The organism is Chromobacterium haemolyticum DSM 19808 (assembly GCF_000711885.1).
GTDB classification, from domain to species: domain Bacteria; phylum Pseudomonadota; class Gammaproteobacteria; order Burkholderiales; family Chromobacteriaceae; genus Chromobacterium; species Chromobacterium haemolyticum.
Genome location: NZ_JONK01000032.1, coordinates 1 through 14,479 on the forward strand (window position 1 = coordinate 1; position 14,479 = coordinate 14,479).

General features: G+C 63.1%; 15 protein-coding genes. 10 read left to right on the plus strand and 5 right to left on the minus strand.

All coding sequences use genetic code 11. The features are described 5' to 3' along the window. The coding region (locus BR71_RS24255; RefSeq protein WP_244269656.1) for a transposase at nt 1-283 on the minus strand (283 nt) is incomplete at its 3' end. A 36-nt stretch (nt 284-319) separates the two neighbouring features. Beyond that, nucleotides 320-1,027, minus strand: coding sequence for an alanyl-tRNA editing protein (locus tag BR71_RS16470; protein WP_043640094.1), 708 nt, complete (start codon nt 1,025-1,027; stop codon nt 320-322). A 195-nt stretch (nt 1,028-1,222) separates the two neighbouring features. Between BR71_RS16470 and BR71_RS16475 the strand changes: the two genes are divergently transcribed. Then, nucleotides 1,223-1,897: a pseudouridine synthase gene (locus tag BR71_RS16475; RefSeq protein ID WP_043640096.1), complete on the plus strand. Its 675-nt coding sequence runs from the start codon at nt 1,223-1,225 to the stop codon at nt 1,895-1,897. Nucleotides 1,898-2,129: 232 nt separating this feature from the next. On the opposite strand, the gene BR71_RS24260 is transcribed toward BR71_RS16475, so the two are convergent. After that, nucleotides 2,130-2,372 (minus strand): hypothetical protein, encoded by a 243-nt coding sequence (locus tag BR71_RS24260; protein ID WP_156039015.1) that lies wholly within the window; start codon nt 2,370-2,372, stop codon nt 2,130-2,132. Between BR71_RS24260 and BR71_RS16480 the strand changes: the two genes are divergently transcribed. Both BR71_RS16480 and BR71_RS16485 read left to right on the plus strand, forming a co-directional pair. Beyond that, nucleotides 2,371-3,687, plus strand: coding sequence for an NAD(P)/FAD-dependent oxidoreductase (locus tag BR71_RS16480; RefSeq protein ID WP_019100609.1), 1,317 nt, complete (start codon nt 2,371-2,373; stop codon nt 3,685-3,687). The two genes, BR71_RS24260 and BR71_RS16480, sit on opposite strands and share 2 nt — an antisense overlap. Nucleotides 3,688-3,801: 114 nt before the next feature. Continuing rightward, entirely contained in the window at nt 3,802-5,124 is a 1,323-nt protein-coding gene (locus BR71_RS16485) for an MFS transporter (protein ID WP_043640019.1), read from the plus strand. Between the two features lies 1 nt (nt 5,125). On the opposite strand, the gene BR71_RS16490 is transcribed toward BR71_RS16485, so the two are convergent. After that, nucleotides 5,126-5,494, minus strand: coding sequence for an Mth938-like domain-containing protein (locus tag BR71_RS16490; RefSeq protein ID WP_039753953.1), 369 nt, complete (start codon nt 5,492-5,494; stop codon nt 5,126-5,128). Between the two features lie 248 nt (nt 5,495-5,742). On the opposite strand from BR71_RS16490, the gene BR71_RS16495 reads away from it, so the two are divergent. The 4 genes from BR71_RS16495 to thrC all read left to right on the plus strand — a co-directional run bounded on the left by BR71_RS16495 (nt 5,743) and on the right by thrC (nt 10,227). Next, on the plus strand, nt 5,743-6,975 hold the full coding sequence (locus BR71_RS16495) for a pyridoxal phosphate-dependent aminotransferase (protein WP_039753972.1): 1,233 nt from the start codon (nt 5,743-5,745) through the stop codon (nt 6,973-6,975). Between the two features lie 207 nt (nt 6,976-7,182). After that, complete coding sequence (locus BR71_RS16500) at nt 7,183-8,493, plus strand: homoserine dehydrogenase (RefSeq protein WP_019100613.1); 1,311 nt, start codon at nt 7,183-7,185, stop codon at nt 8,491-8,493. Then, nucleotides 8,486-8,818 (plus strand): hypothetical protein, encoded by a 333-nt coding sequence (locus BR71_RS16505; RefSeq protein WP_019100614.1) that lies wholly within the window; start codon nt 8,486-8,488, stop codon nt 8,816-8,818. Before BR71_RS16500 ends, BR71_RS16505 begins: the two co-directional genes overlap by 8 nt. Beyond that, nucleotides 8,818-10,227 carry a threonine synthase gene (thrC, locus tag BR71_RS16510; protein ID WP_043640021.1) on the plus strand — a complete coding sequence of 470 codons (1,410 nt, stop codon included), beginning with the start codon at nt 8,818-8,820 and terminating at the stop codon, nt 10,225-10,227. Before BR71_RS16505 ends, thrC begins: the two co-directional genes overlap by 1 nt. A gap of 252 nt (nt 10,228-10,479) precedes the next feature. On the opposite strand, the gene BR71_RS16515 is transcribed toward thrC, so the two are convergent. Further along, nucleotides 10,480-12,513, minus strand: coding sequence for an autotransporter outer membrane beta-barrel domain-containing protein (locus BR71_RS16515; protein ID WP_043640023.1), 2,034 nt, complete (start codon nt 12,511-12,513; stop codon nt 10,480-10,482). 154 nt (nt 12,514-12,667) lie between these two features. On the opposite strand from BR71_RS16515, the gene flgA reads away from it, so the two are divergent. The 3 genes from flgA to BR71_RS16530 all read left to right on the plus strand — a co-directional run bounded on the left by flgA (nt 12,668) and on the right by BR71_RS16530 (nt 14,260). Continuing rightward, complete coding sequence (gene flgA / locus BR71_RS16520; protein WP_043640025.1) at nt 12,668-13,345, plus strand: flagellar basal body P-ring formation chaperone FlgA; 678 nt, start codon at nt 12,668-12,670, stop codon at nt 13,343-13,345. Nucleotides 13,346-13,475: 130 nt separating this feature from the next. After that, entirely contained in the window at nt 13,476-13,772 is a 297-nt protein-coding gene (gene flgM / locus BR71_RS16525) for a flagellar biosynthesis anti-sigma factor FlgM (protein ID WP_043640027.1), read from the plus strand. Nucleotides 13,773-13,795: 23 nt separating this feature from the next. Then, nucleotides 13,796-14,260, plus strand: coding sequence for a flagella synthesis protein FlgN (locus tag BR71_RS16530; RefSeq protein ID WP_043640028.1), 465 nt, complete (start codon nt 13,796-13,798; stop codon nt 14,258-14,260). Nucleotides 14,261-14,479: the final 219 nt, after the last annotated feature.

Here is a 14,479-nt window from a genome sequence, read left to right on the forward strand (position 1 = left end):
GCCAACCTGATTTTTTTAATGCCAGCTCCAACACGCTTACGCCGTGCAAGTCAGGTTCGGTCCATTTGCGCCAATACGCATAGACGTTCTGCCACTTGGGAAAGTCAGGCGGTAGATAGCGCCACTGACAACCTGTGCGTAGAACATAGAGCACTGCGCAGAACACTTCATACAGATCCAGCTGTACCGGTTTGGTGTTACGCCGTACGCCACGTAGTAGCGGCTCTATCTGGGCAAACTTTTCTCGACTAATGTCGCTTGGGTAGGATTTTCTCTTCACCAGCCCATTATCGCTCACAAAAAGATCGTAAACAGGTTCTTAGTCGCGCAGCGCCACCACCACCCGCTTGTTGCGCGCGCCTTTGCTTTCAATCTTTTTCACCACGACCGGGCCAATCTCGCCTGTGCTGCGCACATGAGTGCCGCCGCAGGGCTGTAGATCGATGCCGTCGATATTGATCAAGCGGATTTCAGGCAGGTGCAGCGGCGGCGTCACCGACATGGTCTTTATCAACTCCGGTTGCCGCTGCAGCGCCTCGCCGCTGCTCATTTCGATGCGCACCGCGCGGTCTTCCGCCACTAGCCGGTTCAACTCGTTTTCGATGTGCTCGCGGTCCAACTCCATGCCCTCGGGCAGGTCGAAATCCAGGCGGCCGGATTCCGCGCTCAGATTGCCGCCGGTGACGCCCGCCTTGATCACCACGGACAATAAGTGCAGACAGGTGTGAATGCGCATGTGGCGATGGCGGCGCGCCCAGTCGAGTTCCAGGGTGACCGCCGTGCCGGCGGCGAGCCGCGGCGCATCGGGGGGCACCAAGTGGACGATGGCGCGTGTTTCGCGGTCTCGTCGGGTATCGCTTATCGCACAGCCGCCGCCGTCCCAGCTTAGCGTGGCGGTATCGCCCGGCTGGCCGCCGCCAAGCGGGTAGCAAAGCGTGTCCTCCAGGACCAGACCGGCGTCGTCGTGCCGCGCCACGCGGGTTTCCAGCCGAGTTTGATAGGGGTCGATGTAAAAGCGTTCTGCCATGCGGCGGTTCCTTTTCAGGCTATGCTGGGAAGACCGGCGGCGCTTGCGGCCGCCGGAGGCGATGATGTTGAGAATGCTGCCGCCGGCTGTGTATTTCAAGAGACAGCGCTGGCGAAAAATCATGGCAACAGCTTGTCGCAGCAGCGTTTAGCGCAGATAATCGCCGCCTTTTTCCGCTTTCCTTTCCATTGCCCCATGACCATTCGCCATAATCTGGAACATTACAATCCGCCGCCGGACACAGGCCTAGACGTGATCTACGCCGACGAGGCGATCCTGGTGTTGAACAAGCCTTCCGGCTTGCTGTCGGTGCCGGGCCGCGGCGAGGACAAGGCGGACTGCTTGATCAGCCGCGCTCAGCGGCTTTATCCGGACGCGCTGACCGTGCATAGGCTCGATATGGCGACATCGGGCCTGGTGCTGATGGGACGCGGCGCCAACATGCAGCGCGAGTTATCCATCGCCTTCATGGATCGCAAGGTGGACAAGCGCTATGTGGCGGTGGTGGACGGCATCGTCGAACAGAACAGCGGCACCGTGGACCTGCCGCTGATCATTGACTGGCCGAACCGCCCGCGTCAGAAGGTGGATTTCGAGAACGGCAAGCAGGCCGTCACTCATTACCGGGTGGTGTTGCGCGATGGCTTGCGCCAGACCAGCCGAGTGGAGCTAGAACCCTTGACCGGCCGCGCTCATCAGCTGCGCATGCATATGCTGCATCTGGGCCATCCCATTCTGGGCGACGACATCTACGCGCCGGAGGCGGTGTTGGCGAAAGCCGAGCGTTTGCTGCTGCACGCGGAGCGGCTGACTTTGCGTCACCCGATCACGCGCGAGGAAATGGAATTTGTCGCCAAGGCGTCTTTTTGAGTACTCGTTGAAAGCTTCGCCGGGCCAAGCTGCGCGCCGCGTCTTGACCCTGCCGGCTGTGTTCCGGCTGCGAAGCCGCGGATGAATTAGCCTTGTGGTTGGCCGAGAATACGGATTGTGTGCTGGGCTTGCTTAGAGCCTGTTCAAAGTCTCGCGAGCTAGGGCGATACAAGGCGAAACGGCTGAGAAAGTGGAATGTACGCGTGGTACAGAGCCGCCCCCGCGGACGCCTTCATTTTCCGCAACACTTACCCGGCCCGGTTTCCATGGCGAAAACCGGGCCGGTTTCGTATTGGGCGGCGGGCTTCGCCGCTGTCCCCTCCGTCATGCCTTCGGTTTTTTCTGCTGTGTAATCTTGGCTTGTCTTGCCAGCCTGTGCATACTTCTTCCTTGATCTGAAGCAAGAACTCCCTAAACAAGCGTGTTGCCGCCAGAACGTTTGTTTAGTGATTTCTACCTTGTAAGGATCTGTCATGTTAAGTCGCAATTCCGCATTGCCCAGCATTGTCGTCGTTGGCGGCGGCGCCGGCGGCCTGGAGCTCGCCACTCGGCTGGGGCGCACCCTGGGCGCGCAGCACAAGGCCCGCGTCGTGTTGGTCGACGGCTCGCCCACCCACATCTGGAAGCCGCTGTTGCACGAGGTGGCCACCGGCGCGCTCAACACTGGCGAGGACGAGGTCAATTACTTTGCCCATGGCTATCGCAACGGCTACGAGTTCGAGTTCGGCTATATGCAGTCGCTGGACACTGAACGGCGCAGCATCCAGCTTGCCGAAGTGCGCGATGCCGGCGGAGCGCAACTGAGCCCGCCGCGGGAAGTGTCCTACGACTGGCTAGTGCTGGCGGTGGGCGCGGAGGCGAACGACTTCGGCACGCCCGGCGTTGGCGAGCACGCGATGTTCCTGAACACCCCGGACGATGCGGAGAAGCTGCGCCACCGGGTGCTGGAACTGGCCTTCCGCTGCAGCAGCGGCCTGCAACCGCTGGCCAAGCTGGGGATCGCCATCGTCGGCGGCGGCGCCACGGGAGTGGAACTGGCGGCGGAACTGAACCACACCTTGTGTGAGCTGCATCATTACGGCGCGCGCCTGCAGCCGGAGCGCGTGGAAATCAGCGTGATCGAAGGCGCGGACCGCATCCTGGCCGCCGCGCCGCCGTCTTTGTCCGCTTATGCTCAGGAGCAATTGGCCGCGCGCAACATCAAGGTGCTGACCGGCAGCCGGGTGGCGGCCGTGCACGCCGACGGCGTGGAACTGCAGGGCGGCGACAAGGTGGCGGCCGACATCACGGTTTGGGCCGCCGGGGTCAAGGCGCCGGGTTGGCTGGCCGGTTTGGGGGGCTTGCAGACCAACCGCATCAACCAATTGCAGGTGGACAAGTGGCTGCGCTGCCAGGGGGCCGCCTGCGTCTATGCGCTGGGCGATTGCGCCGAAGCGCCGGACGGCGACAGCGGCCGCAATCTGCCGGCCACCGCCCAGGTGGCGCACCAGCAGGCGCGCTGGCTGGCGGATGAACTGAGCCGGCGCGTGGCCGGCCGCCAGGGCAAGCCCTTCGTCTTCAAACCACAGGGTATGCTGGTGTCGCTGGGCAAGCACAGCGCGGTGGGCAGCTTGGCGGCGGTGGTCGGCCCCAAGCGCGACTACTATGTGGAGGGCCGCGGCGCCAAGCTGATCTACAGCTCTCTGTACCGCATGCACCAAGCGGCTGTGCACGGCTGGGTGCTGGCGGGCCTGCTCTATGTCGGAGACAAGTTGCGCCGCGCCGCGAGGCCGTCTTTGAAGCTGCACTGACCCGCTTCAGACCGACGACAAGCCCATCCTCAAGATGGGCTTTTTTTTGGCGCGGCTTGACCGGGCGGCGCTTTGCGGACATCTTGTTTGCCGTTGGCATAATGGAGCGCGGAGATGGCGCAAGCTTCAAGTTTGGAGATCGACACCTGGCTGGATCAGCGGCCGCTGGGCGGGTTTCAGCGTCGGCTGCTGCTGCTTTGCGGCTTGCTGATGATTCTGGATGGATTCGATGTTCAGGCCATGGCCTATGTCGCGCCGGCGCTGCTGGCGGATTGGGGCTTGGCCAAACCGTCCTTGGGGCCGGTGTTCAGCGCCGGCTTGCTTGGTTTGCTACTGGGCGCTTTACTGTTCAGTCCGCTGGCGGACCGCTTCGGCCGCCGTGCCTTGCTGCTGTTGTGCACTTTGTGGTTCGGCCTGGGCATGCTGGCCACCGCCTTCGCCGCCACACTGGAGCACCTGCTGTGGCTGCGCTTCCTTACCGGCCTGGGGCTGGGCGGCATCATGCCGAACGCGATGGCGCTGGCCGGGGAGTACAGCCCGCTCCGGCGCAGGGTCAGCATGATGATGCTGATTTCCTGCGGCTTCACCGTCGGCGCGCTATTGGGCGGCTTGCTGGCGGCTTGGCTGGTTCCTGCCCACGGTTGGCGCGCGGTGTTTGCGGTTGGCGGGGCCGCGCCGCTGCTGTTGGCGCTGTGGATGTGGCGGCAGTTGCCGGAGTCGTTGCAGTTTCTGTTGTCGCGGCAACGGCGCGAACAGGCGCTGCTCTGGTTGCGGCGTCTGGACCCGGCGATGAGCGGGACGACGGCGTCTTGCCTGACGCTGCGGGAGCCCGCCGCCGCCGCGTCGTTGCCGCATTTGTTCCGGGCCGGCCGCGCACGGCTGACGCTGACCCTGTGGACGCTCAGCTTTTTGAATCTGCTTCTGCTCTATTTCCTGTCCAACTGGATGCCGGCCCTGGCGCGGGACGCCGGGTTGGACACGCAAAGCGCCATTCTCGCCGGCGCCGCGCTGCAACTGGGCGGCGTGGCCGGCACTTTGCTGTTGGGGATCTGGATAGACCGGCTGGGTTTTTTGCGGGTGATGCTGCCAAGCTTCGCGCTGGCGGCGGCGGCCGTTGCCATGCTGGGGCAATTGGGCGCGCAGCAGGCCGGCTTGTTTGGCCTGTTGTTCGCCGCCGGTTTTTGCGTGGTGGGCGGCCAGCCGGCGATCAACGCCCTGGCGGCCAACGCCTATCCCACCTCCTTGCGCGCCACCGGCGTGGGCTGGAGCCTGGGCGTCGGCAGGGTGGGGTCGGTGTTGGGGCCATGGCTGGGCGGCGAGTTGCTGCGTCAGGACTGGAGCCTGGCCAGCCTGTTCATGCTGGCCGCGACGCCGGCCATATTGGCGGCCTGGCTGGTGTGGATGTGTCCGCAGGCGGAGCGGCCGGTCGCCGGTTGAGTCAGATCGCCAGCAGCGCGGCGACGACGCGGCGGTCTTCCGCCAGCAGGATGTTGAAGGTGCGGCAGGCGGCCTGGGTGTCCATGGTTTCCACGCCAATGCCGGCGTTGGCCAGCGCGGCGGACAGGCGCGGGTGGCAAAAGCGCAGGCTTTTGCCGGTGCCGAACAGCACCACTTCCGGCTGCAGCGCCAGCAGCGCGCTGAAATGGCTTTCTTGCAAATCCTCGAAAGCGGTTACCGGCCAAGGCGCCACGCTGTCCGCGGTCACGATCAGATTGCCTTCGTGACGCTGGGCGTTGATCAGAACATGGCCTTCGCCATAGCCGGTGAACAAGTTGCGGCCCTGTCCAAGCGATTGCTGCATTTTCATGTGAGTGGATTCCCGATTGCGAGCGCTGCGGCGGACGACCCTTTTCGGGGGCGAAGAACCTGCTGCAGTGCATCAGAGATTGGGATAGGATTATAACTCGACCCCGCCGCTGATTGCCGCCACAACGTCAACGTGGTCATCGCTTCAGCGGGGACATCCAAAGAGATCAGATGAAAGAACACAAACCGCGCCGCCAGGGCAAGACCGCCGTCTCCGGCGGGCGGCAAGCCACGGAAAACATTGTCGTCATGCAGCCAGTCCATAAATCGCAAAAACTCGCCAACGTCTGTTACGACATCCGCGGTCCGGTGCTTGAGCACGCCAAGAAGATGGAAGACGAAGGGCATCGCATCATCAAGCTGAACATCGGCAACCCCGCGCCGTTCGGTTTCTTCGCGCCGGACGAAATCATCGAGGACGTGATCGTCAACCTGCCGTCCGCCTCCGGCTATTCCGACTCCAAGGGCCTGTTCGCCGCGCGCAAGGCGATCATGCATTACGCCCAGCAAAAACAGCTGCCTAATGTGGGCATGGACGACATCATCGTCGGCAACGGCGTGTCCGAACTGATTGTTATGGCGATGCAGGCGCTGCTGGACAACGGCGACGAAGTGCTGGTGCCGGCGCCGGACTACCCGCTCTGGACCGCAGGCGTCAGCCTGGCAGGCGGCAAGGCGGTGCATTATCTGTGTGACGAAGAGCAGGGCTGGTTCCCCAGCATCGACGACATCCGCGCCAAGATCACGCCCTCCACCCGCGCCATCGTGGTAATCAATCCCAACAATCCCACCGGCGCGGTTTACCCGCCGGCGCTGCTCAAGCAGATCGTAGAGGTGGCTCGTCAGCATCAGCTGATCATCTACGCCGATGAAATCTACGACAAGGTGCTGTACGACGAGGTCAAGCACACCTCCATCGCGTCCCTGGCGCCGGACCTGTTCGTGGTCACTTTCAATGGTCTGTCCAAAAACTACCGCGCTTGCGGCTACCGCGCGGGCTGGATGATTCTGTCCGGGGAAAAGAAACACGCGAAGGACTATATCGAGGGCCTGAACATGTTGGCCTCGATGCGTTTGTGCGCCAACGTGCCGGCGCAGTTCGCAATCCAGACGGCGCTGGGCGGCTACCAGAGCATAGACGACCTGGTGGCGCCGGGCGGCCGCCTCGCGCGCCAGCGCGATCTGGCGCACAAGCTGCTGACCGACATCCCCGGCGTCAGTTGCGTCAAGCCGCAGGGCGCGCTCTACCTGTTCCCCAAGCTGGACCCCAAGGTCTACCCGATAGGCGACGATCAGCAGTTCATCCTGGAGCTGTTGCAAGAGGAGAAGGTGTTGCTGGTTCAGGGCTCAGGGTTTAACTGGATTGCGCCCGATCACTTCCGCGTGGTATTCCTTCCCAACTCGGACGATTTGGTCGAGGCCATCGGCCGCATTGCGCGTTTCCTGGAAAACTATCGCAAGCGCCACGGCGGCGAAGCCTGAAACCGCGGTTGCTTGAGGCTTGAGCGGAGGGACGGGGGCTGCGGCTCCCGTCTTGCCATCAGGCTTTCCTTGTCAGCGGATACGGTCCGCTGACAAGGAAAACTTGGGACACGCGCCCGCTGCGCCGGCAATGGCTTGGCGGCACGGCTCTTGATCAGGGCTGGCCGTCGCGGGCAGGGACAAAATACTAGAGACAGGGAGCAGATAATGAAACCGATCAATATCGGCCTATTGGGCGTGGGGACTGTAGGTGGCGGTACCGCCACCGTTCTCAAACGCAACGCCGAGGAAATCAGCCGCCGCGCTGGCCGTCAGATCCGCCTGCTGCAAGCGGCCAACCGCAACCAGGCCCGCGCGCAATCCTTGCTGGGTCCGGACGTGGACGTGGTGGCCGACGCGATGCAGGTGGTGAACAACCCCGACGTCGACATCGTGGTGGAATTGATCGGCGGCGACACCGTGGCCAAGGAGCTGGTGCTCAAGGCCATCGCCAACGGCAAGCACGTGGTCACCGCCAACAAGAAGCTGCTGGCGCTGCACGGCACCGAGATTTTCGCCCGCGCGCAGGAACAGGGCGTGATGGTGGCCTTCGAGGCCGCGGTGGCCGGTGGCATTCCCATCATCAAGGCGTTGCGCGAAGGCTTGTCCGCCAACCGCATCGAGTGGATTGCCGGCATCATCAACGGCACTTCCAACTTTATCCTGACCGAGATGCGCGAGAAGGGGGCGAGCTTCGCCGAAGTGCTGGCCGAGGCGCAGCAGCTGGGCTACGCGGAAGCCGACCCCACCTTCGACATTGAAGGCCATGACGCCGGCCACAAGCTCACCATCATGGCGGCACTGGCCTTCGGCATTCCGATGCAGTTCGACCGCTGTTATCTGGAAGGCATCAGCAAGCTGGAAGGGCGCGACATCAAATACGCCGAGGAACTGGGCTACCGCGTCAAGCTGTTGGGCCTGACCCGCCGCACCCCCGCCGGCGTGGAATTGCGCGTGCACCCGACGCTGATTCCTGCGCGCCAGTTGATCGCCAACGTCAACGGCGTGATGAACGCCGTGCTGGCCAAGGGCGACGCGGTGGGGCCCACCTTGTACTACGGCGCCGGCGCCGGCGCGCTGCCCACCGCCTCCGCGGTGGTGGCCGACATCGTCGACGTGACTCGCTTGCTGACGGCGGACCCGGAGCACCGCGTGCCGCATCTGGCCTTCCAGCCGGACCAGTTGCAGGACCTGCCCATCCTGCCGATTTCCGACGTGGTCAGCTCCTACTATCTGCGCATCGGCGCCGCTGACCGCGCCGGGGTGCTGGCCAACATCACCCGTCTGCTGGCGGAGAACGGCATCTCGATAGAGGCGGTCATCCAGAAAGGTTCGGTGTCCGACGGCACCGCCGAAGTGGTGATCCTGACCCATCGCGTGCAGGAACAGGCGATTGACCGCGCCATCTCCGGCATCGAGGCGCTGGAAAGCATCACCGGCAAAGTGGTGCGCCTGCGCATGGAAGAACTGAATGATTAAACGCTGGCTGACCGGCCTCGGCGCCGGTCTGATCCTGGCAAGCGCCGGGGCGACGCCCTTGTCCCCCGGCCAGCACAGCCTGTTGCAGGGCTTTTTGATGCGTGGCTGCGTCAAACGCACTCCGGCCTCGGATGGCGTTGGCCAGCACTCGTCAGAACAAGTGCAAAAATATTGCCAGTGCGCCAGCCAGCATCTGGCCGGCCGCTTTTCCTCGGAAGAGGTGATGGGCGTGCTGACCGGCCAGATCAAGAAAGACGACCCGCGCGGTAAACAGCGGATGAAGGACGCCTCCGCCGCCTGCGCCCAATATCTGGAAACTCCCTGATGCGTTATATCAGCACCCGCGGGGGCATGGCCCCGCAATCGTTCAGCGACATCCTGCTGATGGGCCTGGCGCCCGACGGCGGCCTGGTGTTGCCGGAGAGCTATCCGCGGATTGATCGCGAGCGGCTGGACGCCTGGCGCGGCCTGTCCTATGCCGAATTGGCCTTTGAAGTCATCCGTCTGTTCGCCACCGATATCCCGGAAGACGATCTCAAATCCATTGTCGAGCGTACCTATACCCGCGCGGCCTTCGGCAGCGAGGCGATCACGCCGCTCAAGCGGCTGCACGACGGCCTGGCCATCCTGGAACTGTCCAACGGCCCGACGCTGGCCTTCAAGGACATGGCGATGCAGTTGCTGGGCAATCTGTTCGAATACGTGCTGGCCAGGAAGGGCGAGCGTCTGAACATCCTGGGCGCCACCTCGGGCGACACCGGCAGCGCCGCCGAGTACGCGATGCGGGGCAAGGCCGGCATCCAAGTATTCATGTTGAGCCCGGACGGACTGATGAGCCCGTTCCAGCGCGCGCAAATGTATAGCCTGCACGACGCCAATATCCACAATATTGCGATCCAGGGCATGTTCGACGACTGCCAGGACATCGTGAAGGCGGTGCAGAACGACCATGCCTTCAAAGCGCGTCACAAGATAGGCACCGTCAATTCGATCAACTGGGCGCGAGTGGTGGCCCAGGTGGTGTATTACTTCAAGGGCTATTTCAACGCCACGACGAGTAATGAGGAAAAGGTCAGCTTCTGCGTGCCGTCCGGCAACTTCGGCAATGTCTGTGCCGGCCATATCGCGCGTCAGATGGGCTTGCCGGTCGAACGGCTGCTGGTGGCCACCAACGAGAACGACGTGCTGGACGAGTTCTTTCGCACCGGCGCCTACCGCCCGCGCGGCACGGCCAACACCTACGTTACCTCCAGTCCGTCGATGGATATTTCCAAGGCCTCCAACTTCGAGCGCTTCGTGTTCGATCTGCTGGGACGGGACCCGGAAGCGCTGAAAGCGCTGTGGCGCCAGGTGGACGCCGGAATCGGCTTCACCTTGTCCGAGGAACAGACCACCGCCGCCGCAGAGGTCTTCGGCTTCGTTTCCGGCAAGAGCAGCCATGCCGACCGCCTGGCCACTATCCGCCAGCTGGACCGCGAAGACGGCGTGGTGGTGGATACCCATACCGCCGACGGGATCAAGGTGGCGCGCGAGTTGCGCCGCCCCGGCGAAACCGTGGTTTGCCTGGAAACCGCTTTGCCCGCCAAGTTCGCCGCCACCATCCGCGAAGCGCTGGACCGCGATCCGCCGCGGCCGGACGGTTTCGACGGCCTGGAGGATCTGCCGCAGAAAGTGTCGGTGTTTCCGGCGGACGCCGAGGAGGTCAAAGCCTTCATCGAACGCAGTTTGAGCTGAAGCGCTTCGGACGCGAAAACGGCCCCATGGGGGCCGTTTTTTTGCGTCTGCCGCGGCGTTAGGGCTTATTCAAAGTCTTGCTCTAGCTTGCGAGACTTTGAACAGGCTCTTAGAACCTGTTCAAAGTCTGCTGCGCTTCAGCGATACGGCGTTGAAAACGAGCTCAAAATGCTCATGTACCACTCGTACATTCCGCTTTTTCGCTCGTTTTCGCCTTGTCTCGCCCTTGCTCGCGAGACTTTGAACAGGCTCTTAGAACGTCAGCGCCACGCCGACATTGCCGGCGGTCTGGCTGCTGCCGCTGCGACCGCTGGCGGCGCTGAGCTGGCCGAACATCGACACGCTCTTGCTCAACTGGGCGCTGAGGCCGGCGGTCCATTCCAGCCAATCCGCCTTGGGCTTGCCCAACTTGACGCTGTAATCGCCCAGCGTGGTGGCCAGGCCGGCGGTGACTATGCGGTCGTCGCGCTTGAACTCGTGCGCGTAGCTGAGTTTGGCGTAAGGGCTGAAACGGCCGATGTCGGCTTCCAACTGCCAGCCGACGCGCGCCACCAGTGAGGTGCCGTTTTGCGCGTTGAAGGCCATGCTGCTGCTGTTGCCGCCTTGCTCTGTGAAGCCGTTCACCTTGACGTGGGCGTAGTCCAGGCCAGCGATGGGGCCGGTGCGGTAAGCGCCCAGCGGGATAAGGTAACCGCCGCCGACGCGCAAGCCGTATTGACTCTGGCGAGCCGTGCCGTTCAGCGCGATTTGGGCGGCGCCCAGCGATACTTGGCGGCGGGTGTCGATATCGCCGGCGCCGATGTGGGCGTCGCCGTCCAGCCAGAACCGTTCCTGCTTGTAGCTGAACAACGCGCTCATCAAGGTGCTGCGGTCATCTACGCTGCCTGGCGTGGCAATGCCGTTGATGTCGGTTTTGCCGTTCTGGCGCGACATCGCCAGCCCCAGGCTAAGCGCTGGGCTGGCCTGGAAGTCCAGGCCCACGGTGTACAGACGGCCTTGCGGCTTGGCGGACAGGCTGTCATAGCCGATCTTGTCGTCGTTGAAGGCGCCGCTGACGAAGGCGCTGACCGCGCCAACCTCGCGTTTCTGCGCGCGGATGGCCTGATAGCGGCTGTCCAGCGTTCCGCCCAGTTGGCGGGCGTTGTTCAGCGCGGATTCCGGCAGCGCCCCAGCGAAATAGGGCGCTTGCAACAGGCCGTAGATGTAGTCGCCTATCAATTGATAGGCTGCCGGTGTGGGATGCAAGGCATCGGTGAACAGATAGTTTTGCCCCGGAATAACGGAGGCCAGGCAGTATAGGGCGGACTGCGAGCAAGCCGCGCCGGAGGTATTGCTGAAACCATAGGCTCGCGGATTGGCCAGAAGCTCAGAAAACAGGCCCGATATATTGGCTCTGACGACGCCATGCTGCAGATTGCCTGCGCTAAGCGCCATATCCACCAGCTGGTTGTAACCGCTAGCGCCTTTTTGAAGGTTGGGTTGTACCGCGGCGTAAGCGCTGGTCAGCGTGCCTTCGCTCAGGCCGGCGGTGGTTTCAGCCTTGCTTAGCGCCTGGTTGATGAGGGCCGGCGAATTGCTGGTCTGGCCGGCGCTCAGCACCTCCCAGGCGGCGCCCCAGGCGGTAAGGACCTTGCCGGCATTGCCAGCGCCGGGCAGCGCTGTCTGAATGGCGGCGAGTACGGATAGCGGCGCCGCGGAGATGTCGGGCAGATTGGGCAGGATGATGGTGTTTGCCCCGGCAGCCTTGAGCGCTGCCACCGCCTGCGCGGTGTAGCCTGCGGAGGCGCCTAGATAGGCGGTTGGGTTGCTCTGGCTGCCGGCGGCGATGACGTCGTTGCCGCCGATCCAGATGGCGTAGGCGGCGTTGGGGTCGGCCTTTTGGCCTTTCTGGCCCAGATAAGCGTTGATCTGGCCCGGCAAGTCGGTGACCGGGATCGCGTCGGCGGCAGGGCTCTGGCTGGGCGTCTCTGGATTGGTGTTGGGCGGGCTGGCGGGCTGCGCGCGAGCGTCGCCCTGAGCATAATTATTGCCTGCGGTATTGGCAATGTGGGTGTTTAGGCCGTTGTTGGGCGATACGCTTTGGCCGTAGTGATTGGCCAAGACTTCGGCCCAACCCGTTCCGTAGCCCAGAGTCCAGCGGGCGGTTGACGGCAGGCCGCCCAGCCCGCCGAAAGCGCCGGTGTCGGTCAGACTGTCGCCGAAGAAATAAAAATGACTATAGGCGTTGGCGGCGGCGGGCAGGGCCAGCAGAGTGGCCACGGCCAGCGTGTTCAGGCGCTTGCGCATTTGGAATGTCCCCTTCCGGATAAATTTTTGGTTTTATTTGATTTAGGTTTAAGAGTCTAAGCTCTATTCGAACGATTATTTTAATTTCTCCATGGCATTGTCAATAGGAGGGCGCAGGCTGCAGCCCTGGCCTTGCTTGCGCTAGAATGTGGGTATGCGACGTTTACTACTTTGGATGATGTGCTGCGTCTGGGCCGTGGCGGCATCGGCCGCGGGCATGCAGGACCTGGGACGCTTGGAGGCTTTGGCCGGAGACTTCCTCAAGCACGAATTGTCGATGCGTCCCGCCACTTGGACCTTGGGGCAGTTGGACCGTAAGCTGGCGGTGCCGGCCTGCGCGCAGCCCAAGGCGGATTGGGCGACGCCAGGCGTGACCATCGGCGCCACCTTCGTCGCGGTGTCGTGCCCGGAGCTGGGTTGGGCGCTGCGGATTCCCGTGCGGATCAATGAAAAGAAAATGGGCGTGGCCCTGAGCCGGGCCGTGGCGGCCGGCGAGGTGCTGAGCGCCGCCGACGTGCGCTTAGTCGACGTGGCCAATCCCAGCCTAGCGCGGAATGTGTTGGACGACCTGCAGCAAGCCATAGGCAAGACCATGCGCTCCGGTGCGCCGGCCGGCGCCTGGTTGCGCAGCTTCATGGTGCGTGCGCCCTATCTGGTGAACAGCAACCAGCGGGTGAAGGTGGTGGCGTCGGGGGAAGGTTTCGCCGCGGCGGCCGACGGGCTGGCGATAGGCAATGCCGCCGAAGGCGAGCAAGTGTCGGTGCGCATGGCTTCCGGCCGGGTGATACGCGGGCAAGTGCAGGCGGACGGCAGCGTGATGGTGATATATTGAGACGGCTCGCCGGCAAGCCGATGTGGCGGCCGCGGCGCGCGGGGACGGATAATTAGGAGAAAGTCTTCAAGATATTGTTTTTCCGTCCGATAATAGAGGTAATCCAGGTTCCCTTTGGGAAGGCCATGCCATGAAAGTAGATAACTCGGGTAAGCTGTCAGCAAGCTACAGCACCCAGAACAAGGCCGCGCCGCGAGATGCGGCCGCCAACGCCAACCCTGCCGCCAGTGGATCCGACAGCGTGACGATTAATCCTTTGGCCAGCCGTCTGAGCGCGGTGGAAAGCAAGGTCAGCGGCGACTCTGGCTTTGATGCCGGTAAGGTGGCCGCGATCAAGTCGGCCATTGCCGCGGGCACATTCAGCGTCAATCCGGAGAAGATCGCCGATGGCTTGATCGCCTCCACCAAGGAATTGTTGGCGCGTTAAGCGCGCGCAGTTGAGAGTCAGGCATGAACGTTGTTGAAGAATTCTGTCAGCTGTGCCGGGCCGAGAGCGATCTCGTTGCCCGGCTGATTGCGTTGCTGGAGCAGGAACAAAAGGTATTGGTGCAGGGTTTTGACGTTCAGCTGGACGCTCTGGCCGAGGGCAAGAGCGCAGTGCTGGACCAACTGGCCGTCAGCGCCGCTCAGCGCGGCGAACTGATGCGTCGGATCGGCGTGCAGGACAGCGAGACGGTTTACATCTGGCTGGCGGACAAGCCGGAAGCCAGTCTGGCCTGGACCGGGCTGGAAGAGGCGATTCAGCGGGCGCAGAGCATCAATCAGCTCAACGGCAGCTTCATCGACCAGCGCTTGTCGTTGGTGGAGGGCGCGCTGAACACCTTGCGCGACGCCGCAGCCTCCACCATGGGCTACGACAAGGCCGGGCAGCTGCCGGAACTGGCGACCGGGCGGCGCTTTCTCGGCTCCGCCTGAGGTTTGTTCAAAGTCCGCCGCGCGTGGGCGGGATGGCTGGAAAAGGGGAGTGAAAACGCCCCCGGCAAGCTCAATATACGAAGAGAGCGCCTTTGCGGCGCTCTTGGCTTTTTCACCGCGTCGCGGCCGGTTTTAGAGTCTATTCTCAAGGAGCAGTGGGAATGCCCTGGCCTTTATGGTATCTTCCTCTCCGGGCCTGAGAAAACCACTATCCGGAAC

Bases quoted from the DNA above. Each gene is read 5' to 3' on its own strand.
- BR71_RS16470 (WP_043640094.1), bottom strand. From the start codon at position 1,027: ATGGCAGAACGCTTTTACATCGACCCCTATCAAACTCGGCTGGAAACC.
- BR71_RS16475 (WP_043640096.1), top strand. From the start codon at position 1,223: ATGACCATTCGCCATAATCTGGAACATTACAATCCGCCGCCGGACACA.
- BR71_RS16480 (WP_019100609.1), top strand. From the start codon at position 2,371: ATGTTAAGTCGCAATTCCGCATTGCCCAGCATTGTCGTCGTTGGCGGC.
- BR71_RS24260 (WP_156039015.1), bottom strand. From the start codon at position 2,372: ATGACAGATCCTTACAAGGTAGAAATCACTAAACAAACGTTCTGGCGG.
- BR71_RS16485 (WP_043640019.1), top strand. From the start codon at position 3,802: ATGGCGCAAGCTTCAAGTTTGGAGATCGACACCTGGCTGGATCAGCGG.
- BR71_RS16490 (WP_039753953.1), bottom strand. From the start codon at position 5,494: ATGAAAATGCAGCAATCGCTTGGACAGGGCCGCAACTTGTTCACCGGC.
- BR71_RS16495 (WP_039753972.1), top strand. From the start codon at position 5,743: ATGCAGCCAGTCCATAAATCGCAAAAACTCGCCAACGTCTGTTACGAC.
- BR71_RS16500 (WP_019100613.1), top strand. From the start codon at position 7,183: ATGAAACCGATCAATATCGGCCTATTGGGCGTGGGGACTGTAGGTGGC.
- BR71_RS16505 (WP_019100614.1), top strand. From the start codon at position 8,486: ATGATTAAACGCTGGCTGACCGGCCTCGGCGCCGGTCTGATCCTGGCA.
- thrC (WP_043640021.1), top strand. From the start codon at position 8,818: ATGCGTTATATCAGCACCCGCGGGGGCATGGCCCCGCAATCGTTCAGC.
- BR71_RS16515 (WP_043640023.1), bottom strand. From the start codon at position 12,513: ATGCGCAAGCGCCTGAACACGCTGGCCGTGGCCACTCTGCTGGCCCTG.
- flgA (WP_043640025.1), top strand. From the start codon at position 12,668: ATGCGACGTTTACTACTTTGGATGATGTGCTGCGTCTGGGCCGTGGCG.
- flgM (WP_043640027.1), top strand. From the start codon at position 13,476: ATGAAAGTAGATAACTCGGGTAAGCTGTCAGCAAGCTACAGCACCCAG.
- BR71_RS16530 (WP_043640028.1), top strand. From the start codon at position 13,796: ATGAACGTTGTTGAAGAATTCTGTCAGCTGTGCCGGGCCGAGAGCGAT.